This window comes from Streptomyces sp. NPDC051987, from assembly GCF_040680735.1.
In the GTDB taxonomy this organism is placed as follows: Bacteria; Actinomycetota; Actinomycetes; order Streptomycetales; family Streptomycetaceae; genus Streptomyces.
Genome location: NZ_JBFAXI010000048.1, coordinates 28,425 through 53,943, shown reverse-complemented (window position 1 = coordinate 53,943; position 25,519 = coordinate 28,425). Strand labels below are relative to the sequence as shown.

The 25,519-nt window shown below is 72.1% G+C and carries 25 protein-coding genes and 1 pseudogene; 13 read left to right on the top strand and 13 right to left on the bottom strand.

What is annotated here, in order from left to right:
• Positions 1-93 precede the first annotated feature (93 nt).
• On the top strand, positions 94-1,239 hold the full coding sequence (locus AB0M11_RS24810) for a hypothetical protein (RefSeq protein ID WP_365709023.1): 1,146 nt from the start codon (positions 94-96) through the stop codon (positions 1,237-1,239).
• 90 nt (positions 1,240-1,329) lie between these two features.
• On the opposite strand, the pseudogene AB0M11_RS24805 reads toward AB0M11_RS24810, so the two are convergent.
• Together AB0M11_RS24805 and AB0M11_RS24800 are read right to left on the bottom strand one after the other, a co-directional pair.
• A pseudogene (locus AB0M11_RS24805) lies at positions 1,330-1,644 on the bottom strand (hypothetical protein); the annotation flags it as partial.
• A gap of 183 nt (positions 1,645-1,827) precedes the next feature.
• Complete coding sequence (locus tag AB0M11_RS24800) at positions 1,828-2,517, bottom strand: PH domain-containing protein (protein ID WP_365709000.1); 690 nt, start codon at positions 2,515-2,517, stop codon at positions 1,828-1,830.
• 191 nt (positions 2,518-2,708) lie between these two features.
• Between AB0M11_RS24800 and deoC the strand changes: the two genes are divergently transcribed.
• Genes deoC through AB0M11_RS24785 form a run of 3 tightly spaced genes read left to right on the top strand, consistent with a single transcriptional unit; the run spans position 2,709 to position 5,985 of the window.
• Complete coding sequence (gene deoC / locus AB0M11_RS24795; protein ID WP_365709021.1) at positions 2,709-3,662, top strand: deoxyribose-phosphate aldolase; 954 nt, start codon at positions 2,709-2,711, stop codon at positions 3,660-3,662.
• 6 nt (positions 3,663-3,668) lie between these two features.
• A complete protein-coding gene (locus AB0M11_RS24790; protein WP_365708998.1) occupies positions 3,669-5,099 on the top strand; it encodes an aldehyde dehydrogenase family protein in 1,431 nt (476 codons plus the stop codon).
• Positions 5,092-5,985: an aldehyde dehydrogenase family protein gene (locus AB0M11_RS24785; RefSeq protein ID WP_365708996.1), complete on the top strand. Its 894-nt coding sequence runs from the start codon at positions 5,092-5,094 to the stop codon at positions 5,983-5,985. The genes AB0M11_RS24790 and AB0M11_RS24785 overlap by 8 nt, the downstream gene beginning before the upstream one ends.
• A 75-nt stretch (positions 5,986-6,060) precedes the next feature.
• Here AB0M11_RS24785 and AB0M11_RS24780 read toward each other — a convergent pair whose 3' ends face one another.
• Complete coding sequence (locus AB0M11_RS24780; protein WP_365708994.1) at positions 6,061-6,465, bottom strand: hypothetical protein; 405 nt, start codon at positions 6,463-6,465, stop codon at positions 6,061-6,063.
• Positions 6,466-6,592: 127 nt separating this feature from the next.
• Here AB0M11_RS24780 and AB0M11_RS24775 point away from each other — a divergent pair, with 127 nt between their 5' ends.
• The gene (locus AB0M11_RS24775) at positions 6,593-7,231 is read left to right on the top strand and encodes a uridine kinase (RefSeq protein ID WP_365708992.1); all 639 of its coding nucleotides are present in this window, start codon (positions 6,593-6,595) and stop codon (positions 7,229-7,231) included.
• 271 nt (positions 7,232-7,502) lie between these two features.
• Here the strand turns inward: AB0M11_RS24775 and AB0M11_RS24770 are convergent, their stop codons facing one another.
• Complete coding sequence (locus tag AB0M11_RS24770; RefSeq protein WP_365708990.1) at positions 7,503-8,264, bottom strand: SigE family RNA polymerase sigma factor; 762 nt, start codon at positions 8,262-8,264, stop codon at positions 7,503-7,505.
• 255 nt (positions 8,265-8,519) lie between these two features.
• Between AB0M11_RS24770 and afsQ1 the strand changes: the two genes are divergently transcribed.
• From afsQ1 to AB0M11_RS24745, 5 genes are all read left to right on the top strand, one after another.
• Positions 8,520-9,197, top strand: coding sequence for a two-component system response regulator AfsQ1 (afsQ1, locus tag AB0M11_RS24765; protein WP_181923142.1), 678 nt, complete (start codon positions 8,520-8,522; stop codon positions 9,195-9,197).
• On the top strand, positions 9,194-10,795 hold the full coding sequence (locus AB0M11_RS24760; protein ID WP_365708987.1) for a HAMP domain-containing sensor histidine kinase: 1,602 nt from the start codon (positions 9,194-9,196) through the stop codon (positions 10,793-10,795). Before afsQ1 ends, AB0M11_RS24760 begins: the two co-directional genes overlap by 4 nt.
• Positions 10,795-11,424 carry a hypothetical protein gene (locus AB0M11_RS24755; protein ID WP_365708985.1) on the top strand — a complete coding sequence of 210 codons (630 nt, stop codon included), beginning with the start codon at positions 10,795-10,797 and terminating at the stop codon, positions 11,422-11,424. Before AB0M11_RS24760 ends, AB0M11_RS24755 begins: the two co-directional genes overlap by 1 nt.
• Before the next feature lie 260 nt (positions 11,425-11,684).
• Positions 11,685-12,236, top strand: a complete 552-nt coding sequence (locus tag AB0M11_RS24750; protein WP_365708983.1) for a VanZ family protein — start codon at positions 11,685-11,687, stop codon at positions 12,234-12,236.
• A 96-nt stretch (positions 12,237-12,332) separates the two neighbouring features.
• Complete coding sequence (locus tag AB0M11_RS24745) at positions 12,333-12,533, top strand: PspC domain-containing protein (protein ID WP_365708981.1); 201 nt, start codon at positions 12,333-12,335, stop codon at positions 12,531-12,533.
• Between the two features lie 81 nt (positions 12,534-12,614).
• On the opposite strand, the gene AB0M11_RS24740 is transcribed toward AB0M11_RS24745, so the two are convergent.
• Both AB0M11_RS24740 and AB0M11_RS24735 read right to left on the bottom strand, forming a co-directional pair.
• Positions 12,615-12,968, bottom strand: coding sequence for an ATP-binding protein (locus AB0M11_RS24740; protein ID WP_365708979.1), 354 nt, complete (start codon positions 12,966-12,968; stop codon positions 12,615-12,617).
• A gap of 151 nt (positions 12,969-13,119) precedes the next feature.
• Positions 13,120-14,277 carry an adenosine deaminase gene (locus AB0M11_RS24735; protein WP_365708977.1) on the bottom strand — a complete coding sequence of 386 codons (1,158 nt, stop codon included), beginning with the start codon at positions 14,275-14,277 and terminating at the stop codon, positions 13,120-13,122.
• Between the two features lie 123 nt (positions 14,278-14,400).
• On the opposite strand from AB0M11_RS24735, the gene AB0M11_RS24730 reads away from it, so the two are divergent.
• Positions 14,401-15,162 carry an alpha/beta hydrolase gene (locus AB0M11_RS24730; RefSeq protein WP_365708975.1) on the top strand — a complete coding sequence of 254 codons (762 nt, stop codon included), beginning with the start codon at positions 14,401-14,403 and terminating at the stop codon, positions 15,160-15,162.
• 114 nt (positions 15,163-15,276) lie between these two features.
• Here the strand turns inward: AB0M11_RS24730 and AB0M11_RS24725 are convergent, their stop codons facing one another.
• The gene (locus tag AB0M11_RS24725) at positions 15,277-16,230 is read right to left on the bottom strand and encodes a LysR family transcriptional regulator (RefSeq protein WP_365708973.1); all 954 of its coding nucleotides are present in this window, start codon (positions 16,228-16,230) and stop codon (positions 15,277-15,279) included.
• Between the two features lie 62 nt (positions 16,231-16,292).
• Here AB0M11_RS24725 and AB0M11_RS24720 point away from each other — a divergent pair, with 62 nt between their 5' ends.
• Complete coding sequence (locus AB0M11_RS24720) at positions 16,293-17,561, top strand: MFS transporter (RefSeq protein WP_365708971.1); 1,269 nt, start codon at positions 16,293-16,295, stop codon at positions 17,559-17,561.
• A 261-nt stretch (positions 17,562-17,822) separates the two neighbouring features.
• Positions 17,823-18,836: a sigma-70 family RNA polymerase sigma factor gene (locus AB0M11_RS24715; protein ID WP_365708969.1), complete on the top strand. Its 1,014-nt coding sequence runs from the start codon at positions 17,823-17,825 to the stop codon at positions 18,834-18,836.
• Here AB0M11_RS24715 and AB0M11_RS24710 read toward each other — a convergent pair.
• From AB0M11_RS24710 to AB0M11_RS24685, 6 genes are all read right to left on the bottom strand, one after another.
• On the bottom strand, positions 18,720-19,106 hold the full coding sequence (locus AB0M11_RS24710) for an STAS domain-containing protein (protein ID WP_365708967.1): 387 nt from the start codon (positions 19,104-19,106) through the stop codon (positions 18,720-18,722). The genes AB0M11_RS24715 and AB0M11_RS24710 overlap by 117 nt on opposite strands.
• 158 nt (positions 19,107-19,264) lie before the next feature.
• Entirely contained in the window at positions 19,265-20,542 is a 1,278-nt protein-coding gene (locus tag AB0M11_RS24705) for a thymidine phosphorylase (protein WP_365709019.1), read from the bottom strand.
• 80 nt (positions 20,543-20,622) lie between these two features.
• A complete protein-coding gene (locus tag AB0M11_RS24700) occupies positions 20,623-21,027 on the bottom strand; it encodes a cytidine deaminase (protein ID WP_365708965.1) in 405 nt (134 codons plus the stop codon).
• On the bottom strand, positions 21,024-22,286 hold the full coding sequence (locus tag AB0M11_RS24695; protein ID WP_365708963.1) for an ABC transporter permease: 1,263 nt from the start codon (positions 22,284-22,286) through the stop codon (positions 21,024-21,026). Before AB0M11_RS24695 ends, AB0M11_RS24700 begins: the two co-directional genes overlap by 4 nt.
• On the bottom strand, positions 22,286-23,407 hold the full coding sequence (locus tag AB0M11_RS24690; RefSeq protein ID WP_365708961.1) for an ABC transporter permease: 1,122 nt from the start codon (positions 23,405-23,407) through the stop codon (positions 22,286-22,288). The genes AB0M11_RS24695 and AB0M11_RS24690 overlap by 1 nt, the downstream gene beginning before the upstream one ends.
• Complete coding sequence (locus AB0M11_RS24685) at positions 23,404-25,116, bottom strand: ABC transporter ATP-binding protein (protein ID WP_365709017.1); 1,713 nt, start codon at positions 25,114-25,116, stop codon at positions 23,404-23,406. The genes AB0M11_RS24690 and AB0M11_RS24685 overlap by 4 nt, the downstream gene beginning before the upstream one ends.
• Positions 25,117-25,519 lie beyond the last annotated feature (403 nt).

Below are 25,519 nucleotides of genomic sequence, written 5' to 3'. Positions count from 1 at the left end.
GGGGAACGGTGTTCCGGTACCGCCCGCCGCAGCCGTCGTACTGGAGCCGCCGCCGTGTCCCCCACCGCCTCCGACACCGCCCCCCGCGGACACATCCCGGGCACCCGACGACCCCACCTCCCCACGGCGGCGGCCCCCCGGCACGCCCTGCGCCGGGCGGCCCCCGCACTCACCGCGTACCTCGCGGTACGCCTCACGGGCCTGGTGTTCCTCGCCGTCTGGGCGCACCGGCGCCACCACGGCGTGTGGCCGATACTGGCGACGCAGTGGGACTCCCGCTGGTACCTCGGCATCGCGGACCACGGCTACACCGACACCCTCGGCACCGCCTACGACCACAACAACCTGGCGTTCTTCCCGCTGTACCCGTTCCTGGTGAAGGCCGTCGCGGTGCTGACCCCCGGCACCCGGGCCAGCACCGGCCTGGGCCTCGCGTGGCTGGCCTCGCTCTTCGCGGCCTGGGGCGTGTTCGCGGTGGGCGACCGCCTGGCCGGCCGCCGGGTCGGCATCCTGCTCACGGTCCTCTGGGCGGCGTACCCGGTCGGACTCGTCCAGTGGATGGGCTACACCGAGTCCCTCTTCACGGCGTTCGCCGCGTGGACGCTGTACGCGGTGCTGACCGAGCGCTGGCTGTACGCGGCGGCGGGCTCGGTCCTGGCCGGCCTGACCCGGCCCACCGGCATCGCGGTGGCCGCCGCCGTCACCGTCACCGCCCTGCTCTCCCTCCGCACCCGGTTCTCCCCCCGCGCCCTGGCGGCGGCCCTGCTGGCCCCCCTGGGCTGGTGCGCGTACGTCGGCTGGGTGGGGGTCAGACTCCACCGCTGGGACGGCTACTTCGCCGTTCAGCGGATGTGGCACAACGAACTGGACGGCGGTGCGGAGACGCTGCGCTGGCTACGGCACCTGTTCGGTCAGGTCTCGCGGCCCGAGCTGTTCCTGGTCGTGGTGAGCCTGACGATGCTGGCCTGCGCCGTACTGTTCGGGCTGGCCGCGGCCGACCGGCAACCGCTCCCGCTGCTCGTCTTCAGCGCGGTCCTGCTGCTGATCGTGGTGGCCAGCGGCGGCGTCTACTTCCCGCGCGCCCGCTTCCTCCTCCCCGCCTTCCCGCTGCTGCTGCCGGTGGCCGGTCACCTCGCCCGCGCCTCGGCACGCGTCCGCGTCCTCGCCCTGACGGCGGCGGTCGCGGGCTCGGCGTACTGCGGGGCGTACATGCTCCTGGTATGGCCGAGCGCACCGTGACCACAGCCCCCGCCCGCGCAAGCGCCCCCGCACCCCGTCCCCCGAAGCGTCCGTTCACATAGTCCGAGGACCGCTCCCCCCGGGGGCGCAGGTGACGCCCTCGTGCGGCTCACGGAAGACGTCGAAGAGGAACCGGCCGCTCGCCTCGCCGGATCCCGTACCCACGTCTGGTGCGTCGCCGCGAGCGCATCGTCTCCTGCCGTCGCATGTCCAGACGCGTCCCGAGCCCACCGCTTCGAACGCGTACGCGCAAAAGCGTTCGCGCACCTCCGCGAACCCCGCCGCGGGCACAGCGATCGCCGACCCCGCCAACCGCTCCGCGACCTGCCCCGGCCGCCAGGCGGCCGCCCAGCGAGCGGCCACGGAGACACCTCGGCACCACCGTCTCAAGGGCGGATGGATCACCTTCGCAGGCACAGGGCACCCGCGGGCCACTGACCGACGCTGACGGGCGGCCGCCGCGGGGAACGGCGCGAACGCCCCCACCGGGCCGCACCCGGCCAGAGCACCGCAACCCACCGCAACCCCCGAACAACCCGCACCCGGGCCGACCACCGCACCCCTACGGCGCCCCCGGCCGCCGCCCCCCTACCCCACCGCCAACAAGATCCCCAGCAGCACCGCCCCGGCCACCGCCGGCGCAGCCACCTCGTACGCCCACCGCACCGTGACCTCCCCCTGCGCCGACTCCACCGCCCCCCTGCTCTCCAGCATCTCCCGCAGTTCGTCCATCACCTTGTCGGTCTCCGCACGTGCGGGCCCGGAGGCGTACTCCGGTTCCCCCAGCGCCCCGGAGCTGCCGAACCCACCGAACCCACCGAACCCGCCCAGCGCACGCCCGGCGGCTCCCGCCCCCGGCCCCGTCCGTCCGCGCCGTGCGTCCGACTCCGACCTCGCCTGCCGACGCGCCGCCTTCTTCCGGCTCCGCAGGGACACCGGGACCGCCCACAGCTGGTACTTCGCCCCGGATTTCACGATCACCTCGTTCGAGTAACCCGAGCGCAGCGAGGCGATCTCGCCCCACGGCAGTGTGATCACCCGGAACGGGTTCCGTACGCGCAGCCGGTCCTCGCCCGCGAACACCGCGGGGCGCAGGGTGAAGGCCACGACCAGCGGCACGAGGAGGATGAGCGCGGCGAGGGCCAGCCAGGGGGTGCGGCCGTGCCCCCGGACCAGCGCGTCGATGCCGAGCCAGCCGACGATGGCGAGGAGCAGTACGCCGCTGATCAGCGCCTGGGGCGAGCGGTAGATGCGGTCCTTGACGAGGGGCGTGGTCATGCGCCGATTCTGCCTCAGCCGTGCGCCCGAGCGCCGTGGGGGCGTCATCGCCGTGTGCGAGCGCCGGTGCGCCCGTACTCGCCGGCTCGGCTCCCCGCGCCGCTCAGGGCCCGACGCCGTCCCGCCCCAAGAAGAACCGTTCCCTCGGGGTGTACAGCCGCTACGCGCGTAGATATGCTCGGCTGGTGACCATGCCCACCACCGCACCCCACGCACTTGCTGACGTCACCGCGTCCGACAGCACCCTGCGCCGCTTCCTCCACGGGCTGCCCGGCGTCGACGCGGTCGGCCTGGAGGCGCGTGCCGCCTCCCTCGGCACCCGTTCCATCAAGACCACCGCGAAGGCGTACGCCATCGACCTCGCCATCTCGATGGTCGACCTGACGACCCTGGAAGGCGCGGACACCCCGGGCAAGGTCCGGGCGCTCGGCGCCAAGGCGGTCCACCCGGACCCGACGGACCGGACGACCCCCGCCACGGCCGCCGTCTGCGTCTACCCCGACATGGTGGCCACCGCCAAGGCGGCCGTCGCCGGCTCGTCCGTCAAGGTCGCCTCCGTCGCCACCGCCTTCCCGGCCGGCCGCGCCGCGCTCGACGTCAAGCTCGCCGACGTACGCGACGCCGTGAGCGCCGGCGCCGACGAGATCGACATGGTCATCGACCGCGGCGCGTTCCTCGCGGGGCACTACCTGAAGGTGTACGACGAGATCACCGCCGTCCGCGAGGCCTGCGGCACCTCGGCCCGGCTCAAGGTCATCTTCGAGACCGGCGAGCTGTCGACGTACGACAACATCCGCCGGGCGTCCTGGCTGGGCATGCTCGCGGGCGCCGACTTCATCAAGACGTCGACCGGCAAGGTGGCGGTGAACGCGACCCCGGCGAACACCCTGCTCATGCTGGAGGCCGTGCGCGACTTCCGGGCGCAGACCGGCGTCCAGGTCGGGGTCAAGCCCGCCGGCGGGATCCGGACCAGCAAGGACGCGATCAAGTTCCTCGTCCTGGTCAACGAGACCGTGGGCGAGGACTGGCTGGACAACCACTGGTTCCGCTTCGGCGCCTCCTCGCTCCTGAACGACCTGCTGATGCAGCGTCAGAAGCTGGCCACCGGCCGCTACTCCGGCCCCGACTACGTGACGGTGGACTGATCGATCATGACTTTCGAGTACGCACCGGCGCCCGAGTCCCGCTCCGTCGTCGACATCGCCCCCTCCTACGGCCTCTTCATCGACGGCGAGTTCACGGACGCCGCCGACGGCAAGGTCTTCAAGACCGTCAGCCCCAGCACCGAGGAGGTGCTGTCCGAGGTCGCCCGCGCCGGCGCCGAGGACGTGGACCGGGCCGTGCGGGCCGCCCGCAAGGCGTTCGAGAAGTGGTCCGCGCTGCCGGGTTCCGAGCGGGCGAAGTACCTGTTCCGCATCGCCCGGATCATCCAGGAGCGCTCGCGCGAGCTCGCCGTCCTGGAGACCCTCGACAACGGCAAGCCGATCAAGGAGACCCGCGACGCCGACCTCCCCCTGGTCGCCGCGCACTTCTTCTACTACGCGGGCTGGGCCGACAAGCTCGGCCACGCGGGCTACGGCGCGAACCCGCAGCCGCTCGGCGTGGCCGGCCAGGTCATCCCCTGGAACTTCCCGCTGCTGATGCTGGCCTGGAAGATCGCCCCGGCGCTCGCCACCGGCAACACGGTGGTCCTCAAGCCCGCCGAGACGACCCCCCTGTCCGCCCTCTTCTTCGCGGACATCTGCCGCCAGGCGGGCCTGCCCAAGGGCGTCGTCAACATCCTCCCCGGCTACGGCGACGCCGGCGCCGCGCTGGTCGCCCACCCCGACGTCGACAAGGTCGCCTTCACCGGCTCCACCGCCGTCGGCAAGGAGATCGCGCGCACGGTCGCGGGCACCCGCAAGAAGCTCACGCTGGAGCTGGGCGGCAAGGGCGCCAACATCGTCTTCGACGACGCTCCGATCGACCAGGCCGTCGAGGGCATCGTCACCGGCATCTTCTTCAACCAGGGCCAGGTCTGCTGCGCGGGCTCCCGCCTCCTCGTCCAGGAGTCGATCCACGACGAGCTGCTCGACTCCCTCAGGCGCCGCCTGTCCACGCTCCGCCTCGGCGACCCGCTGGACAAGAACACCGACATCGGCGCGATCAACTCCGCCGAGCAGCTGGCCCGTATCACCGCCCTCGCCGACCAGGGCGAGGCGGAGGGCGCCGAGCGCTGGTCCCCGGCCTGTGAACTCCCCTCCGCCGGCTACTGGTTCGCCCCGACGCTGTTCACGAACGTCACCCAGGCGCACACCATCGCCCGCGACGAGATCTTCGGCCCGGTGCTGTCGGTCCTGACCTTCCGCACCCCGGACGAGGCGGTGGCGAAGGCCAACAACACCCAGTACGGCCTCTCCGCCGGCATCTGGACGGAGAAGGGGTCGCGGATCCTGGCGGTCGCGAACAAGCTGCGCGCGGGCGTCGTCTGGTCCAACACGTTCAACAAGTTCGACCCGACCTCGCCGTTCGGCGGGTACAAGGAGTCGGGCTTCGGCCGCGAGGGCGGTCGTCACGGCCTGGAGGCGTACCTCGATGTCTGACCGCAACGACCGTCTGAGCGTCTTCAAGACCTACAAGCTGTACGTCGGCGGGAAGTTCCCGCGTTCCGAGAGCGGCCGGGTGTACGAGGTGAGCGACTCGAAGGGGAACTGGCTGGCCAATGCGCCGCTCGCCAGCCGTAAGGACGCCCGGGACGCGGTCGTCGCCGCGCGCAAGGCGTTCGGCGGCTGGGCCGGGGCCACCGCGTACAACCGGGGCCAGGTCCTCTACCGCGTCGCGGAGATGCTGGAGGGCCGCCGCGACCAGTTCGTGCGCGAGGTCGCCGACGCGGAGGGGCTCGGCAAGTCCAAGGCCGCCGTGGTCGTGGACGCGACGATCGACCGCTGGGTCTGGTACGCGGGCTGGACCGACAAGATCGCCCAGGTGGTCGGCGGCGGCAACCCGGTCGCGGGCCCCTTCTTCAACCTCTCCTCCCCGGAGCCGACGGGCGTCGTCGCCGTCCTGGCCCCGCAGGAGTCCTCGTTCCTGGGCCTGGTGTCGGTCATCGCCCCGGTGATCGCGACCGGCAACACGGCCGTCGTGGTGGCGAGCGAGCAGGCGCCGCTCCCCGCCCTCTCCCTCGCCGAGGTGCTGGCCACCTCCGACGTCCCCGGCGGAGTCGTCAACGTCCTCTCCGGCCGTACGAAGGAGATCGCGCCGACCCTGGCATCCCACCAGGACGTCAACGCGATCGACCTCGCGGGCGCGGACGAGGTGCTGGCGAAGGAGCTGGAGATCGCGGCGGCCGACAACCTCAAGCGGGTGCTGCGTCCACAGGCTGTGGATTTCACCGGGACTCCCGGCACCGACCGCCTCACGGCGTTCCTGGAGACGAAGACGGTGTGGCACCCGACAGGGTCGCTGGGAGCGTCGGGTTCGTCGTACTGATTCGCCGCCGCGAGTGGGGAACTGCGGGCCGTCCGTGGCTGGTCGCGCAGTTCCCCGCGCCCCTTCGGGGCGTGTTCACCTGCCCGCGCCTCCCAGAAGCTGCCCCAGCACCGGAATCGCCCCGATCGACGGCGCCTGGGCCAGCGGCCCGGTCAGCGTCTGCGAGCTCAGCGGCTTGAAGTCGGCCAGCTGCGTGCCGATCCCGTTGTCCAGCGGGTCGACTCCGGTGCCCGCGAGCGGGTTGGGCTTGAGGCCGGCCACCGGGCCGGTGACGTACGGCAGGACGCCGCCCAGTGCCCGCATGCCCGCCTGCGGGTCGATGTGGCCGAGCGAGGCGGGCCGGGTCCGCACCCCGTCGACCGCGGGCCGGGCGTCCGCGGCGGCCGTCGCGGCGCCCGCGCCGAGCGCCACACCTGCCGTGGCGAGGGCGGCCAGGGCGCGCCGGGCGGTCGGGGTCGGGGAGGACGCGTGTCGGGACATCGCTGGTGCCACCTTCTGGTGCGCAGGGTGATCGGGTCGGCACACAGGGTAGTTGAGGTGTGACTCACGCTCCAAAGCCGACCCGCGGGGTCGGCAGGAGGCTCCCCATGCGTCAAACTGGTGTTCCGTGAGCATTCATCTCCCGTCCCCCGCCCGCGTCGTGCTGCTGTGCGGCCCCTCGGGCTCGGGCAAGTCACTCGTCGCCGCCCGTTCCGGGCTCCCCGTCCTGCGCCTCGACGACTTCTACAAGGAGGGCGACGACCCGACTCTGCCGCTGGTGGCCGGGAGTTCGGACATCGACTGGGACCACCCGGAGTCCTGGGACGCGGCGGCCGCCGTCGAGGCGATCGGCCGGCTGTGCGCCACGGGGTCGGCGCCCGTACCGGTGTACGACATAGCCCTGAGCGCCCGCACCGGCGCCGAGACGCTCGACATCGGCCGCACCCCGCTCTTCATCGCCGAGGGCATCTTCGCCGCCGAGATCGTGGACCGCTGCCGTGAACTGGGGCTGCTGGCCGACGCGCTGTGCCTGAGCCGGGGCCCGGTGAAGACGTTCCGGCGCCGGTTCCTGCGCGATCTGAGGGAGGGGCGGAAATCGGTGCCGTTCCTGCTGCGGCGAGGCTGGCGGCTGATGCGGGCGGAGCGCACGATCGTGGCCCGCCAGGTGTCACTGGGCGCCCACCCGTGCGACCGGGACGAGGCGCTGGGCCGCATGGCGGCGGCAGCGGTGGGCCGCCGGACCAGGGACCGCACACCGGCCGCCTGACCGCGCCGGCGCGTCGGCGGACGAAGAAGCGGGACTGGATGGACCCCCCGGCCCTCCAGTCCCGCTCTCCCCCGTTGCTCCGCCGAACACCCCCGTGTCCCCCGTGGCGGAGCTCCCCCGTGCTTCCCCCCGGGTCCCCCCGGACCCGTTCTCCCCGGGTCCCCCCGGACCCGGCTTCCCCCGTGTTTCCCCCGTGGGTCCTCCCGGACCCTCCCCCGGGCCCCGTCTCCCCCGCTTTCCCCCGTCAGGATCCCCCCGGATCCCCTTACCTTCAGGCGACGAGCTCCCCGAAGGCGTTCTCCTCGTCACGGCCGAAGCTGAGGACCTCGTCCTCGCGCAGCCGGCGGAGCGACCGCCAGATGCTGGACTTCACCGTGCCGACACTGATGTCGAGGATCTCCGCGATCTCCGGGTCCGTGCGGCCCTCGTAGTAGCGCAGGACCAGCATGGTGCGCTGGAGTTCGGGGAGCCGGGCGAGCGCCTGCCACAGGACCGCGCGCAGCTCCGTGCCGCTCATCGCGTCCGTGTCGCCGGGCGTCTCCGGCAGTTCCTCGGTCGGGTACTCGTTGAGCTTGCGGCGCCGCCAGGCGCTGATGTGCAGGTTGGTCATGGTGCGGCGCAGATACCCGCCGACCGCCGCCTTGTCGCTGATCCGCTCCCATGCCCGGTACGTCGAGAACAGCGCGCTCTGCAGCAGGTCCTCGGCCTCGAAGCGGTCACCGGTCAGGTGATAGGCGGTCGCGTACAGGGAGGCGCGGCGCTCCTGGACGTAGGCGGTGAACTCCGCCTCGGTCAGCGAGCGACGCTCCCCCGTGTCCTCCCTGTAGGCGGATCCCCCGACCGGGCCCGCGACGGCGGCCGCCGCGGACTCCCCCGTGCAACCGTCAACCACCGTCATGTACACGGTGTGCTGACGCCCGGTGCCGCGAGCGCACCCCCGCCCGCTCACGGCACCGGACTTCTCGGAACCCCGGTTCACGTCGTGCAGGCGCGTGATCACTGCGCTGGTGCTGTGGCTGATCAGCGTGTTCATCTCGCGCCCCCCGTCGTGGACTTCCGGTAGTTCGGTCTGCTCGGGCCGGCCGCCGCGTTCGGCTCGCCTTGCCCGTGCCGAAAAGACTGCCGGGCCACCTTCACGGCCGTATCCGCCGACTGTCACAGACCTGTCACAGGGGTCAGGCACAGAGCGTCCACAGAACGTGCACAGGTGGTGGCGCTAACGGGCTTCGCCGGGAGCTGCGTGCCGCACAGGTCGTCCGACGGGCCCCGCATGGGCCAGAATGAGCCCGTGCCTTCCCTGTTGCTGATCGAGGACGACGACGCCATCCGTACGGCCCTGGAGCTCTCACTGACGCGCCAGGGACACCGGGTGGCCACCGCTGCGACCGGTGAGGACGGTCTGAAGCTGTTGCGTGAGCAGCGGCCCGATCTGATCGTCCTCGATGTCATGCTGCCCGGCATCGACGGTTTCGAGGTGTGCCGGCGGATCCGGCGCACGGACCAGTTGCCGATCATCCTGCTGACCGCGCGCAGCGACGACATCGACGTGGTGGTCGGGTTGGAGTCCGGTGCCGACGACTACGTCGTCAAGCCGGTCCAGGGGCGGGTGCTCGACGCCCGGATCCGGGCCGTGCTGCGGCGCGGCGAGCGGGAGTCCAGCGACTCGGCGACCTTCGGCAACGTCGTCATCGACCGCAGCGCGATGACCGTGACGAAGAACGGCGAGGATCTCCAGCTGACGCCGACCGAGCTGCGGCTGCTGCTCGAACTGAGCCGGCGGCCGGGGCAGGCGCTGTCCCGGCAGCAGTTGCTGCGGCTGGTCTGGGAGCACGACTACCTCGGTGACTCCCGGCTGGTGGACGCGTGTGTGCAGCGGCTGCGCGCCAAGGTGGAGGACGTGCCCTCGTCCCCGACCCTGATCCGTACCGTGCGTGGTGTCGGCTACCGCCTGGACGCCCCTCAGTGACGGACGTTCAGGGGGGGTTCCGCGGCTGGGCCGCGGATCGCAAGGGGGCCGTGTCCCGGCTGCGCTTCACCAGCCTGCGGCTGCGGCTCGTCGTCGTCTTCGGGCTCGTCGCGCTGACCGCCGCCGTGTCCGCGTCCGGCATCGCGTACTGGCTCAACCGCGAGGCCGTGCTCACCCGTACCCAGGACGCGGTGCTGCGCGACTTCCAGCAGGAGATGCAGAACCGGGCCGGTGCGCTGCCCGTTCATCCCACGCAGGACGAACTGCAGCGCACGGCCGGGCAGATGGCGGTCAGCAGCCAGCGGTTCAGCGTGCTGCTGGTCGGCGAGGACGCCGACCGCCGGACGGTGTACGGCAGTTCGGACGGGCTCAGCGCGTTCGCGCTGGACGACGTGCCGGTCTCGCTGCGCAAGGCCGTCGGCAAGCAGCAGAAGGTGACCGACTCCAACAGGTCGGCGTACCACCTGTACTGGCAGCGGGTCGTCGACCACGGCACGCCGTACCTGGTCGCCGGGACGCGGCTGATCGGCGGCGGGCCGACCGGCTACATGATGAAGTCGCTGGAGCCGGAGGCGAAGGACCTCAACTCGCTGGCGTGGTCGCTGGGGATCGCCACGGGCCTCGCGCTCATCGGTTCCGCGCTGCTGGCACAGGCCGCCGCCACGACCGTGCTCAAGCCCGTGCACCGGCTCGGGGTGGCCGCGCGGCGGCTCGGCGAGGGCAAGCTGGACACCCGGCTGAGGGTGTCCGGGACCGACGAACTCGCCGACCTCTCCCGGACGTTCAACGACGCGGCCGAAGCGCTGGAGAAACGGGTCGACGACATGGCCGCGCGGGACGACGCGTCGCGCCGGTTCGTCGCGGACATGAGCCATGAGCTGCGCACCCCGCTCACCGCGATCACCGCCGTGACGGAGATCCTGGAGGAGGAGCTGGAGGCGGAGTCGGGGTCGATCGATCCGATGATCGAACCCGCCGTCCGGCTGGTCGTCAGCGAGACGCGGCGCCTCAACGACCTCGTCGAGAACCTGATGGAGGTCACCCGCTTCGACGCCGGTACGGCCCGTCTCGTGCTGGACGACGTCGACATCGCCGACCAGATCACCGCCTGCATCGACGCCCGTGCCTGGCTGGACGCGGTGGAGCTGGACGCCGAGCGCGGCATCCACGCCCGCCTCGACCCGCGCCGCCTCGACGTCATCCTCGCCAACCTGATCGGCAACGCGCTCAAGCACGGGGGTTCGCCGGTGCGGGTGTCGGTGCGGATAGACGGAGAGGTTCTGGTCATCGCCGTACGGGACCACGGTCCGGGCATCCCGGAGGATGTCCTCCCGCACGTCTTCGACCGGTTCTACAAGGCCAGCGCCTCCCGGCCGCGTTCCGAGGGCAGCGGCCTGGGCCTGTCCATCGCGACGGAGAACGCCCACATCCACGGCGGCTCGATCACCGCCGCGAACTCCCCCGAGGGCGGCGCGGTGTTCACCCTCCGGCTGCCCCGGGACGCCTCGCTGCTGGCGGCGGAGGGCAAGGACGCCGGCGAGGCCGGGAAAGCCGCGGACACCGGAGATGCCAACGATGCCGGGGAGAAGGGCGCCTGATGCGGGTACGAGGACTGGCGGTACGACGGCGGGGCGCACCGCTGCTGGCCGTCGCCGGGCTGGCGCTGGCGCTCTCCGGGTGCGGGATCCGGGCCACCGAGGTGCCGACCGACTTCGGCGGGGCGCCCTCGCGGGTGCCGTGCTCGATGACGCAGCCCGATCTGCCGACGCAGGACGCGCGCGGGGTGCCGGTGCAGGTGTTCCTGCTGTGCGGGTCCTCGCTGGTGACCGTGGACCGGGAGGTGCGGGTCCCGGACGGCTCGGCGGACGCCAGACGGCGGGTGACCGTCGCCCAGGGACTGCTGGACCAGCTCGCCGAGACGCCGTCGGCCGCCGAGAAGGAGGCGGGCTACACGACGTACGTGCGGGGCGGGATGAGCGTCTGGGGGCCGCGGGCCGGGGATCCCGACGACACGCTGCGACTGAGCACGTCGCCGCCGCAGCTGACGTCGTACGCGCTCGCCCAGATCGTGTGCACGCTGTCCGACTCGGCCGCCGCGGAGGGGGACGGATCGGTGATCCTGGGCGGCCCGGGGACGGAGCCGTTGCGCCGGTACGAGTGCACGGACGCGGTACGGAACGCGCCGAACGGGAACCGACCGCCGTCCAGCGACGTGGCTGCCGGGTGAGGGGTGCGCGGGCGCCTCATGGGGTGCCGGGGCAGGTCGCACGGCGGGTGCGGGCCGGTGGGGGCTGGTCGCACAGTTCCTCCCCCAGCCTTCGGCCGGGGTACCCCCAGCACCCCTGACGGGCACTGGCCGCGTCGCGTGTCGGAACAGCGCCGCACCTCTGACGGGGCACTGACGGCGCCGCGGCCTGTGTGCCGTGTGTTCGAGGCCGCACCGTGGGGTCCGGAACCGATCGCGTGCGCGGGTGCGTCTTGGGGGGCGTGCAGCGTCAAGGCTTCATCGGCGGGAACGCCGGGATTCGCGTCCGTGTGGCAGGGGGTGTCCTCCTCGCCGCGCATCTCGCGCTCGTCGCCTGGCTGATGCTGCGGCCGCTGGACGTGCCCTGGGTGATGCCCGCCAACCTGCACCCCTTCGCCGGTATCCGCGCCGACCTGGCGCTGGGCTGGCGCGAGGCGGCCCACCGGATCGGCGAGGGGCTGGCGCTGCTCGCGCCGCTCGGTGTGCTGCTGCCGATGACCCACGGGAAGCTCCGGGTCTCCCCGCTCGCCTCCCTGGTCAGTTCGGCCACCGCGGGTGCCCTGGTCTCACTGGGCATAGCCCTGCTGCAGACCGGCGTGCCCGGACGGGTGGTGGACGTCGACTCGGTCCTGCTCAACACGGCGGGTGTGGTGATCGCGCATCTGGCCGTGGTTCCGGCGGCCCGCGCCCGGCTCCGCCGACGCGGTGAGCGGCAGCGGCCCGCCGCCGTCCCCCAGGAGGAAGCGGCTCAGGGTCGTACCCCGACGATTCCCAGGGTCGGGATCGCCCCGTAGAGCGACGCTTCGACCCGGTTCGTCTTCGTAACGTGGGGGTGTGGACGAGGGGCCGGAAGGGCCGCCTCGCACCGGACGCTCACGAAGGAGCCGCAGATGTCCAGCCTCGCCCGCCCCACCCATGGCCGCATGATCGGCGGAGTGTGCGCCGCGCTGGCCCGGCGCTTCGGCACCTCCGCCACGACGATGCGGATGGTCTTCCTGCTGTCGTGCCTGCTGCCGGGCCCGCAGTTCCTGCTCTACATAGCGCTCTGGATCCTCCTCCCCGCCGAGGAGAAGGCTTCCGCGGCCTGGTGACCTGACGGTGTGACAACGCCGTCGGGGCACCCCGCAGGTCGCGGGGTGCCCCGACGGCGTCGCCGGTCGGCCGGGGAGAGGTCAGCCGAGCGGAATCCCGTTGACCGGCAGGCCGTGCGTGGGCAGGCCATGCAGCGGCAGTCCGCCGAGGAGACCGGCGACGGGCTTGGCCGGGCCGCCGGCGAGGACCTGCTGGACGGCGGGCTGGGCGGCGGTCAGCCCGGCACCGACGGCGGTCTGCCCCTGCTGGACGGCCTCACCGGCCCCCGGCAGAGCCTTGGAGACCTGCTCGGCCGGCAGCGTCCTGGTGACGGTGTCCAGGGCCTGCGAGGCGGCCGGGGCGGCCGGAGCCGCGTTGGCCGCGCCCGCGCCGACGGCGGCGAAGGCGGCGCCGAGGGCGGCGACGCCGAGGGTCTTGGCAGCAGACTGCTTCATCGTAAACGCGTCCTTGGAATGCGGTGACGGGGATCGATAACACGCTGAGCGGTCCACGACCGTAAACATGCCGGACAGCCCGCCGCAAACACCGAAATGCGGACGGCCGGTGAAGACCCGTCCGCATTCCGATCCCCGTCCGTTCGCCCTATCAGTCCGCCGCGTCGAGAGAACCGCTGGTGGAGGCGGTCTGCTGGAACAACCATTCGGATTTCAGCTCCGCATAACCCGGCTTCACGACGTCATTGATCATCGCGAGTCGTTCATCGAAAGGAATGAACGCTGATTTCATCGCATTGACGGAGAACCACTGCAGGTCGTCGAGCGTGTAACCGAACGCGTCGACGAGATGCTCGAATTCCCGGCTCATGCTGGTCCCGGACATCAGCCGGTTGTCGGTGTTCACGGTGGCCCGGAAGTGCAGTCGGCGCAGCAGCCCGATGGGGTGCCCGGCGTAGGAGTCGGCGGCCCCGGTCTGGAGGTTGGAACTGGGGCACAGCTCCAACGGGATCCGCTTGTCGCGGACGTACGACGCGAGACGGCCGAGCTTGACCGTGCCGTCCTCGTGGACCTGGATGTCGTCGATGATCCGCACCCCGTGCCCGAGCCGGTCGGCGCCGCACCACTGCAGCGCCTGCCAGATGGACGGCAGCCCGAAGGCCTCGCCGGCGTGGATGGTGAAGTGGTTGTTCTCGCGCTTGAGGTACTCGAAGGCGTCGAGGTGCCGGGTGGGCGGGTAGCCGGCCTCGGCGCCGGCGATGTCGAAGCCGACGACGCCCAGGTCCCGGTAGCGGTTGGCGAGTTCGGCGATCTCCAGGGAGCGGGCCGCGTGCCGCATGGCGGTGAGCAGGGCGCCGACCCGGATCCGCCGGCCGTTCTCCCGCGCCAGGGCCTCGCCCTGACGGAAGCCCTCGTTGACGGCCTCGACGACCTCTTCGAGGGTCAGCCCCCGCTCCAGGTGCTGCTCGGGGGCGTACCGCACCTCGGCGTAGACGACGCCGTCCTCGGCGAGGTCCTCGGCGCACTCGCGGGCGACCCGGACCAGGGCGTCCCGGGTCTGCATGACACCGACGGTGTGCGAGAACGTCTCCAGGTACCGCTCCAGCGAGCCGGAGTCGGCGGCCTCGCGGAACCAGATGCCGAGCTTGTCCGGGTCGCTCTCGGGGAGGCCCGGGTACCCGGTCTCCCGGGCGAGATCGGCGACGGTGCCCGGACGCAGGCCGCCGTCGAGGTGGTCGTGCAGCAGAACCTTCGGCGCCCGGCGGATCTGGTCCGGCGTCGGGGTGTTCGCGGTGCTCTGGCTCGTCATTTCCGCACTGTAACTCCTACGCGCGTAGATCGCTCGGTGCTCAAGGATTTCCGTCTCCGTCGATACGCAACGGTGACCGCACGGACGGGTCGCGTACACCGCGTCTTCTGACACTGTTCTGTCATGGCACAGCAAGCGACGCCGGTCCGAACGGCCAGCCTGAGCAGGGCAGTCGGCCAGGAGCCGACGACGGTGAGCGGGGTGGTCCTGCTCCTTCCCGGCGGGGAGGAGGTCTCCGCGCGCAGGCCGTCCCCCGTATGGGCGACGGGCTTCGTCCGCGCGCTCGGCCGGCGGCTCGCCCGGGACGGCCGGGACGAGGGGCTGGCCGCACACGTGGTCCACTACCGCTATCGCGGCTGGAACGGCAGCGAGGCGCATCTCGCGGGGGACGCCACCTGGGCGGCGGACGAGGTGGTACGGCGGTACGGCGACGTGCCCGTGTGCCTGCTCGGCGTGGGGATGGGCGGCCGGGCCGCGCTGCGCGCGGCCGGCCACGAGGCGGTCAACTCCGTCGTGTCCATCGCCCCTTGGCTGCCGGAGGAGGATGTGGCGGCGCCCGAGGAACCGGTCCGGCAGTTGGTGGGGCGGCGGGTGCTGATCGTGCACGGCACGAACGACGAACGGACCGATCCGGAGCTGTCGTTCCGGCTGGCGGCGCGGGCGAAGAAGGCGAACCGGGAGGTGTGCCGGTTCGAGGTGCACTCGGACGGGCACGGGCTGCATCAGCACCGGGACGAAGTGCTGGCGCTGGCTTCGGACTTCGTGATGGGGGCGTTGTACGGGCGGGTGGTGTCGCGGCCGGTCGAGGACGCGCTTGCCGCGCCGCCGCCGATCGGGCTGCGGATGCCGTTGGCTGCGGGGTTCGGCCGGTCGTTGAGGCGGTAGGGGGCGGGGAGAGCGGTCGTGCTCGGGGCGCGGGTGCGTGGCGGCCGGTCGCGCAGTTCCTCCCCCAGCCTTCGGCCGGGGGTACCCCCAGCGCCCCTATGGGGCGCGCTGCCGTCAGGCGGGGAGCAGGTTGCCCCTTCGCGACAGAAGGAATTTCTTGAAAGCCGCTACCGGCGGGGTGTCCGGGTGGCCGTCGAGCCAGGCCACGCCGATCTCGCGTGCCGCCCGTGGCGCGGTGACCGTCAGTTCCACGACTCCCGGGCGGGGGAAGGCGGGCGGGGGGAGCAGCGCCACGCCGAGTCCCGCCGCCACCAGGCCCCGCAGGGTCTCCGCCTCCTCGCCCTCGAAGGCCACGCGCGGGCGGAAGCCGGCCTGCTCGCACAGGTCGTCGGTGATGCGGCGCAGGCCGTAGCCCGGTTCCAGGGTCACGAAGGTCTCGTCGGCCGCTTCGGCGAGGCGGACGCGCCGGCGGGTGGCCAGGGGATGGTCCGCGGGCACCACCAGGCGCAGTTTCTGTTCGTCGAGGCGGCGGGCGACCAGATCGGGGGCGTCCGGGACCGGAGAGGTCAGGCAGAGGTCCAGCTCGCCCGCGCGCAGCTTCTCGATCATCGCCTCCCCGTAGGTCTGGACGAGGCCGAAGCGGATGCGGGGGTGGTCCGCGCGGAAGGCCTGGAGGAGGCCCGGGACGGTCTCCGCGCCCATCGTGTGCAGGAAGCCGAAGGCGACCTTGCCGGTGGTGGGGTCGGCGTCGGCGCGGACCTCGTCGGCGGCGCGCCGGACCTCGGCGAGGGCCCGCTCGACCGAGGTGAGGAAGGTCCGGCCGGCCGGGGTGAGGGAGACGGTGCGGCCGTGCCGGGTGAACAGGTCGACCCCCAGGTCCTGCTCCAGGCGGGCCACCGCTCGGGACAGGGTGGACTGGGGGACGTCGAGTTCCTGGGCGGCCCGGGTGACGTGCTCCGTGCGGGCCACGCCGGCGAAGTACGCGAGGCGAGGCGCCAGCACCGTCGTCATGTCTTCTGTGTCACTGGACGGTGACAGGCGCCCCACCGACCTCTGCTGATGCTTCACGGGAACGATTATGGCGATTTCGCGCATTGGACGGATGAGCGGCGGGTCCGTACGTTCGAAGCATGTCTCCTGCCAGTACCGGGGCGTCCACCGTCGTGGGCGCCGCCACGCCCGTCCCCGCCGAGGACTCCCGGCTGACCCCGGGCGGTCCCGGATACCGGCGGATGAGCTTCGCGCTCTTCCTCGCCGGTGTCGCGACCTTCGCCCTCCTCTACTCCACGCAGGCCCTGCTCCCGCTGATCTCGGACGGCTACGGCGTGTCCGCGAGCGACGCGAGCTGGACGGTGGCGGCGGCGACCGGCGGTCTGGCGCTGTTCGTCGTCCCGATGAGCGCCCTCTCCGAGCGCTTCGGCCGGCGTGCGGTCATGACGGCGTCGCTGGCGGTCGCGGTGACCGTCGGTCTGCTGGTCCCCTTCGCGCCCTCCCTGGGCGTGCTGGTGGTGCTGCGGGGCGTCCAGGGCGCGGCGCTGGCCGGTCTGCCGGCGTCGGCGCAGGCGTATCTCGCGGAGGAGGTCCGCCCGAGGGCGCTGGTCACGGCGATCGGCCTGTTCGTCGCGGGGAACAGCGTCGGCGGGATGAGCGGCCGGGTCATCACCGGCTGGGTCGCGCAGGAGTGGGGCTGGCGGGTGGCCGTGGGCGCCATCGGTGTGATCGCGGTCGGCTGCGCGGTCGCCTTCCGCCTGCTGCTGCCCGCGCCGCGGCACTTCAAGGCGGGTTCGCTGCACCCGCGCCGGCTGCTCGGCACGGTCCGCGACCACCTGGCCGACCCGCTGCTGCGCCGCCTGTACGCGATCGGCGCGCTGTTCATGACCGTCTTCGGCGGCGTCTACACGGTGATCGGCTACCGCCTGACCCAGGAGCCCTTCTCGCTCCCGCAGGGCATCGTCGGCTCGATCTTCCTGGTGTACCTGGTCGGCACGGTGTCGGCGTCGACGGCGGGCCGTCTGGTCGGCCGCCTGGGCCGCCGCGGGGCTCTCTACCTGGCCGGCGGCACCACCGCCGGCGGCCTCCTGCTCTCGCTGGCGGACTCGCTCCCCCTGGTCCTGCTCGGCCTGGTCCTGATCACCGCGGGCTTCTTCGCGGGCCACGCGGTGGCCTCCTCGGCGGTCAGCAAGACGGCGACCCACGGCAGGGCGCAGGCGTCGGCCCTCTACCAGTCCGCGTACTACATCGGCTCCAGCACCGGCAGCACGGTGGGCGCCCTGGCCTTCCACGCCGAGGGCTGGTCCGGCACGGTCGGCGTGGGCCTGCTCGCGATCCTCGGCGTCGTGACCATCACGGTCCTGGGCTCCGTGGCCGCCCACCGCCAGATCCCGGCCGGCGCCCACTGACCGACGCCCCCGCACCGCGGCGCCCCGTCAGGGGCGCTGGGGGTACCCCCGGCCGAAGGCTGGGGGAGGAACTGCGCGACCGGCCACGACGCACCCGGCACCGCCGCCTCACCGCGCACCCCCGCCCCCTTGGGTGCACCCCGTCTCACCTGCACATTTCCCCACTCCGGACGTCGTTGTCAGTCCCCTGCGGTAGCTTCCGAAGTGCTGGAGCGCAACGTCGCGCGAACAGGAACGGCCACAGGGGTGGGTGGACGGAAGATGACCGACGGCACGGCGACGGCAGAGCTGGACGTCGCACTGGAGAAGCACCGGACCGAGCTGACCGGCTACTGCTACCGCATGCTCGGCTCGTCGTTCGAGGCCGAGGACGCGGTGCAGGACACCCTGGTGCGGGCCTGGCGGAGCTACGACAGGTTCGAGGGCCGCTCCAGCCTCCGGTCGTGGCTGTACCGGATCGCGACGAACGTCTGCCTGGACATGCTAGACGCGGGCAGCAAGCGGGCCCGCCCGATGGACCTCAGCGAGTCGACGCCGCTCGCCCAGGCGGCGCTCTCCCCCCGGCCCGACAACACCTGGCTGGAGCCGGTGCCCGACGCGCGCGTGCTGCCGACCGTGGACGACCCGGCGGAGGCGGCCGTGGCCAAGGAGTCGATCCGGCTGGCCTTCATGGCGGCGCTCCAGCAGCTGCCGCCCAAGCAGCGGGCGGTGCTGATCCTGCGCGAGGTGCTGGCCTGGCGGGCCACCGAGGTGGCCGACCTGCTCGGCACCACCGTCGCCTCGGTCAACAGCGCGTTGCAGCGGGCTCGGGCCACGCTGGCCGAGCAGCGGCAGTCGGGCGCCGCGGCCGAGGTCTCCGACCCGCTCGACGAGGAGCAGCGAAAGCTCCTGGAGCGCTATGTCGCGGCCTTCGAGGGCTACGACATGACGGCGCTGACGGCGCTGCTCCACGAGGACGCCATCATGACGATGCCGCCGTTCGACCTGTGGCTCACCGGCCACGACGACATCACCGGCTTCATGACCACCATCGGCTCCGCCTGCGAGGGCTCGCGGCTGTTCCCGGTCCAGGTCAACGGCCTGCCCGGGTTCGCCCAGTACAAGCCCGACCCGGAGACCGGCGGCTTCAGCCCCTGGTCCGTGCAGGTCCTGGAGATCTCAGACGGCCGGCTGACCGGGTTCCACTTCTTCCTCGACACCAAGCGGTGGTTCCCGCTCTTCGGCCTCCCCCTCCACCTGGATGCGGAGCCCGACGAAACGGAGGAGGGAGCGTAGGGCCGGGTCGGGGTCACGGAGCCGTATCCGCCCGCCGGCCCGCCGTGCCGCCAGCTCCAGCCGCGCCAGCAGGTCGACGGCCGCGAGGCCCGGCGTTCCGAGGCCGCCGACGTCGCAGACGACGACCCCGGGCCCACCGGCCACCAGCAGCGCACGCACGTCATCACAGAGCCCCGGCACCTCGTCCCTGGCGACGGGGCCCGACAGCACGAGCACGGCGGGGGTCACGGCATCCACGACCGGTAGACCCGCCCCGGCCCGACAACTCATCGGCAACCGCGGTGCACCCCGCGTCGCCGCACAGCGGTGTCGGTGGTGGCGGCGCTGCTGGGGTGACCCACTCGGGCCGAGGGGAACATGCCCGTGTCGCGTTCCGCGGTGTCGTTGTGTTCCTCGGACGGTCGGGGCGACACGGTGACGATCCCTGGTCAGGCGATACGTTCCAGTACGACGGGGGACGCCGTGAACTCTGTACCGGTCGTCGCGATGTCGTACGAACCCTCGACCGCCTGGAGCGCGTACTCGAAGCGTTCCGGGGTGTCCGTGTGGAGGGTGAGGAGGGGCTGGCCGGCGGTGACGGTGTCGCCGGGCTTGGCGTGGAGTTCGACGCCGGCACCCGCCTGCACCGGGTCCTCCTTGCGGGCCCGGCCCGCGCCGAGGCGCCAGGCGGCGACGCCGATGCCGTAGGCGTCGAGGCGGGTCAGGACGCCCGAGGAGGCGGCCTTCACCACGTGCTGCTCCTTCGCCACCGGCAGCGTCGCGTCCGGGTCGCCGCCCTGGGCCGCGATCATCCGGCGCCAGACGTCCATCGCCGAACCGTCGGCCAGCGCCTTCGCCGGGTCGGCGTCCTTCACTCCGGCCGCGTCGAGCATCTCGCGGGCGAGCGCGAGGGTCAGTTCGACGACGTCGGCGGGACCGCCGCCGGCCAGCACCTCCACCGACTCGCGGACCTCCAGGGCGTTGCCGGCCGTCAGGCCGAGCGGGGTGGACATGTCGGTGAGGAGGGCGACCGTCTTCACGCCGTGGTCGGTGCCGAGGCCCACCATCGTCGAGGCCAGCTCACGGGCGTCCTCGACGGTCTTCATGAAGGCGCCGGTGCCGACCTTCACGTCCAGGACCAGGGAGCCGGTGCCCTCGGCGATCTTCTTGGACATGATGGAGGACGCGATCAGCGGGATCGCCTCGACCGTGCCGGTGACGTCGCGCAGGGCGTAGAGCTTCTTGTCGGCGGGGGCCAGGCCGTCGCCCGCCGCGCAGATCACCGCGCCGGTCGAGTCCAGCACCGACAGCATCTCCTCGTTGGAGAGCAGGGCACGCCAGCCGGGGATCGACTCCAGCTTGTCCAGGGTGCCGCCGGTGTGGCCGAGACCGCGGCCGGAGAGCTGGGGGACGGCCGCGCCGCAGGCGGCGACGAGGGGCGCGAGCGGGAGGGTGATCTTGTCGCCGACGCCCCCCGTGGAGTGCTTGTCGGCCGTCGGGCGGGACAGCGAGGAGAAGTCCATGCGCTCGCCGGACGCGATCATCGCGGCGGTCCAGCGGGCGATCTCCCGGCGGTTCATGCCGTTCAGCAGGATGGCCATCGCGAGCGACGACATCTGCTCGTCGGCGACCTCGCCGCGGGTGTACGCGTCGATGACCCAGTCGATCTGCGCGTCGCTGAGTTCACCGCGGTCCCGCTTGGTGCGGATGACGGAGATGGCGTCCATGGTGGCCATGGCGTTCCCTTCGAAGAGGTGCGAAGCGTACGGCCCCTCCGGGCGACGGGCGGGGAGGGGCCGTACGGGAGTTACTTGGTGAGATGGGCCGGGCCGAAGGCCTGGGGCAGCATCTCGGAGAGGGGCAGGACGCCCTCGGGGGTGTCCAGGAGGAGCTCCGGGCCGCCGAACTCGTAGAGCAGCTGGCGGCAGCGGCCGCACGGGACGAGCAGGCCGCCCGTGCCGTCCACGCAGGTGAAGTGCGTGAGGCGGCCGCCGCCCGTGCGCTGGAGCGCGGAGACCAGTCCGCACTCGGCGCACAGGCCGAGGCCGTACGACGCGTTCTCCACGTTGCAGCCGGAGACCGTACGGCCGTCGTCCACCAGGGCGGCGGCCCCGACCGGGTAGCCGGAGTACGGCGCGTAGGCGTGGGACATGGCCTCCCGCGCCTCCGCGCGCAGGGTCTCCCAGTCGAAGGCGGCCGCCGCGCCGGTCACTTGCCCTGGCCCTTCCGGTACGGCAGTCCGTCCGCCTTCGGCATCCGCAGGGACTGCGCGGACAGCGAGAGCACCAGCAGGGTGACGATGTACGGGGTCGCGGTCACCAGCTGACGAGGGACCTCGTTGGTGGAGGCGTACCAGACGAACATCAGGACCGAGATCACGAGGGTGATCACCGCCGGGACGTACCTCTTGCGCCAGGCCAGGTAGGCCGCGCCGAACACCAGCAGGATCGCGATCAGCAGGATCAGCGCGTGGACGTTCACCGTGCCGCCGCGCAGGTTGAGGCTGTCGGTGTAGCCGAACAGGCCCGCGCCGAGGGCGAGGCCGCCCGGCATCCAGTTGCCGAAGATCATCGCGGCGAGACCGATGTAGCCGCGGCCGGCGGTCTGGCCGTCCAGGTAGACGTTCGAGGCGACGATCGAGAGGAACGCGCCGCCCAGGCCCGCGAAACCACCGCTGATGATCACCGCGATGTACTTGTACTTGTAGACGTTGACGCCGAGGGACTCGGCCGCCACCGGGTTCTCGCCGCAGGAGCGCAGCCGGAGCCCGAAGGCGGTGCGCCACAGGACCCACCAGGTGACCGGGACCAGGGCGGCCGCGACGACCGTCAGCGGGGACAGGTCGGTGAGCAGACCGCCGACCAGGCCCGCGATGTCGGAGACCAGGAACCAGTGCTTCTCGTTGATCGTGTTCAGCCAGTCCGACAGGCCCGGGACGCTGAACGTGCCGAGCGAGTCGATCGGCGGGGACTGCTTGGAGGAGCCGCCCTCGGCGTTCTCGAAGGTGAACTTCGAGAGGTAGCGGGTGGCGCCCAGGGCGAGGATGTTCAGGGCCACACCGGAGACGATGTGGTTGACGTTGAAGGTGACGGTGGCGACGGCGTGCAGCAGGGCGCCGAGCGCGCCGCCGAGGATGCCGAAGACGACGCCGACCCAGGGGCCCCACTGGTAGCCGGCCCAGGCGCCGAACCAGGTGCCGAGGATCATCATGCCTTCGAGGCCGATGTTGACGACGCCCGCGCGCTCGGCCCACAGACCGCCGAGGCCGGCGAGGCCGATCGGGACGGCGAGGCGCAGCGCGGTGGACATCTGGCCGGTCGAGGTGATGCCGTCGGCGCCGGTGATCAGGCGCACGGCCGAGGTGAGGACCAGTACGCCGGCGATGACCAGCAGGAGTACCGGGAGCGACATTCGGCGGCCGCCCTTGCCGGGCTGGGTCGCCTGCGGCTTGGCGATGGTCGCGGTGGACATCAGGCCGCCACCTCCTTCTTGGTGTTCTGGGCGGCGGCCGCGGCGAGCTCCGCGCCGACCTGGCGCTGCTGGCGGCGCAGACCCCACTGCCGCACGGCTTCGTAGGAGATGACCACGGAGAAGACGATCAGGCCCTGCATGATCGTGGCGATCTCCTTCTCGTACGCCACGGGGGTCGCGTAGTCGAGGGCGGGCGAGGCCTTGTCGAGGAAGGCCCAGAGCAGGGCGGCGAAGGCGATGCCGCCGGGGTTGTTGCGGCCGAGCAGGGCGATGCCGATGGCGGTGAAGCCGAGGCCGGCCGGGAAGTCGAGGCTGTAGGTGTGGGAGTCGCCGAGCAGCAGCGGGAGGCCCGCGAGGCCGGAGACGGCGCCGGAGATCAACATGGAGACGAGGACCATGCGCTTGGCGTCGACGCCGGAGGCGGCCGCGGCGGACTCGGAGGCGCCGGTGGCGCGCAGGTCGAAGCCGAAGCGGGTGCGGTTGAGGACGATCCAGTAGCCGATGCCGAGGGCGATGGCGACGAAGACCATGCCGTAGATCTCGCCGACGTCGGAGCCCAGGTTGATGCCGGGGAACCAGCCGGACTTCTTCATCACGCCGGTCGTCATGTTGTTGCCGACCTGGACACCCCACACGTTCGAGAGGGTGACGTAGCCGATGACGCTGGTGGCGATGGCGTTCAGCATGATCGTGGCGACGACCTCGCTGACCCCTCGGGTGACCTTGAGGACGCCCGCGATACCGGCCCAGAAGGCGCCGGTGAGCATGGCGACCAGGAGCAGCATCGGGATCTGCAGGAAGGCGGGCAGGCCGACGTTGGCGCCGACCACGGCCGTCATCACGGCGGCGAGGCGGTACTGGCCGTCGACGCCGATGTTGAACAGGTTCATGCGGAAGCCGAGGGCGACCGCGATGGCCGCGATGTAGTACATCGCCGCCTGGTTGATGATCAGGACCTGGATGTCCGAGTACGGCAGCTGCTGGAGCATCAGCACGTACGGCTCGAACGGGTTGCGGTTCGAGGCGAGCAGCACGACCGAGGTCAGGGCGATCGCCAGGACGAGCGCGATGACCGGGCCGGCCAGCGCGAGGAGCACCCGCTCCTTGTCGAACTTCTTCATCGGGCCTCGTCCTCCGGACCGGCGGCGCCTTCGTTTCCTGCTGAGGCGGTGTCTACGTGTTCCAGGTGGCCGGTCGCGGCACCCGTCATGGCGGAGCCCAGCTCCTCCGGGGTGATGGTGGCCGGGTCGGCGTCCGCGACCAGCCTTCCGTCGAAGATCACCCGCAGGGTGTCCGACAGGCCGATCAGCTCGTCCAGGTCGGCGGAGATCAGCAGCACGGCCAGGCCCTCGCGGCGGGCCTCCCGGATGCGGTCCCAGATCTGCGCCTGGGCGCCGACGTCCACACCGCGGGTGGGGTGGGCGGCGATCAGGAACTTCGGGTTGTGGCTCATCTCGCGGCCGACGATCAGCTTCTGCTGGTTGCCGCCGGAGAGGGAGGCGGCGGTGACGTCGATGCCGGGGGTACGGACGTCGTACTCCTCGACGATCCGGCGGGTGTCGGCCTGGGCGCCCTTGATGTCCAGCCAGAAGCCCTTCGCGTTGGGCTTCTCGGTGACGTGGCCGAGGATCCGGTTCTCCCAGAGCGGGGACTCCAGGAGCAGGCCCTGGCGGTGGCGGTCCTCGGGGATGTAGCCGACGCCGGACTCGCGCCGCTTGCGGGTCTGCCAGCCGGTGATGTCCTCGCCGAGGAACTCGATGGTGCCGGAGTCGGCGTGCCGGGTGCCGATGAGCGCGTCGATCAGCTCGGTCTGGCCGTTGCCCTCGACACCGGCGATGCCCATGACCTCGCCGGCGTGGATGGTGAAGGAGACGTCGTCGAGGACGCGCTTGGCGGCGCCGGGGGTGGTGGCCTCGTCGAGGACGTCGCCGCGCGCGGCGGCGCCGGCGGAGCCGGCCGTGGCGGTCTCGGGCTGGGCGCCGACCTCGCCGAGGGAGGCGCCGCTGGCGTAGACGGTGAGGTTGCGCACCGTGACGACGGCCTGGTCGGTGACGGTGGACTCAGCGGTCTCCGGGGTGGGCAGTTCGCTGCCGACCATCAGCTCGGCGAGCTGGCGGGGCGTGGTCTGCGACGGGATCGCGGTACCGACCGTCGTGCCGCGCCGGATGACGGTGATGTCGTCGGCGACGGACAGCACCTCACCGAGCTTGTGGGAGATGAAGATGACCGAGAGGCCCTCCGACTTCAGCTCGCGCAGGTTGTCGAAGAGCGCGTCGACCTCCTGCGGGACGAGGACGGCGGTGGGCTCGTCGAGGATCAGGGTCCTGGCACCGCGGAAGAGGACCTTGAGGATCTCCACGCGCTGCCGGTCGGCGACGCCGAGGTCCTCGACCAGGGCGTCCGGGCGGACGCCGAGGCCGTACCGGTCGGAGATCTCGCGGATCTTCTTCCGGGCGTTGCCGCCGATGCCGTACAGCTTCTCGCTGCCGAGCACGACGTTCTCCAGGACCGTCAGGTTGTCGGCGAGCATGAAGTGCTGGTGGACCATGCCGATGCCGCGCGCGATGGCGTCGGCCGGGGACGAGAAGGAGACCTGCTCGCCGTCGATCGCGATGGTGCCCTCGTCCGGCTTCTGCATGCCGTAGAGGATCTTCATCAGGGTCGACTTGCCGGCCCCGTTCTCGCCGACCAGGGCATGCACGGTGCCCTTGCGGACGGACAGGTGGATGTCGTGGTTGGCTACGACACCCGGGAATCGCTTGGTGATCCCCGCCAGCTCGACCGCGGCTGTCGTCTCTGCGGTGAGCGGAGGGCTGCTGGACGCGTCGATGGCGCACTCTCCTCGGGAAAGGGGTCGCTCTACGCGCGTAGCGCCCCTGCTTTAAATAGTGCCCGGACCTGACCGAGCTTTTTCGACTCTCGATCCGTTCCGAGCATTCTGCCGCGCGGACGAGGGTTGTCCCTGCCGCTGTTCCGGGATCTCCCAAGGATCTCCCGGCCCCCGCCCCCGGGTCACCGACCGGCCGCCCCGACGCTCGCCCGAGATTCCTGACCGACTCTCGGACGCCGCCAGGGCTCCCGCCCCGGATCCCCGCCCCCGGGCCCGGAACCCCGACCGGCGCCCCGGACCCCAGACCGGTCTCCCGGCCCCGCGCCCGGACCACCGTCCGGCTTCCCGGACCGCTGACCTACGCTCCGGACTCGCGCCCGGGGCCACCGCCCTCCCCCGGTCC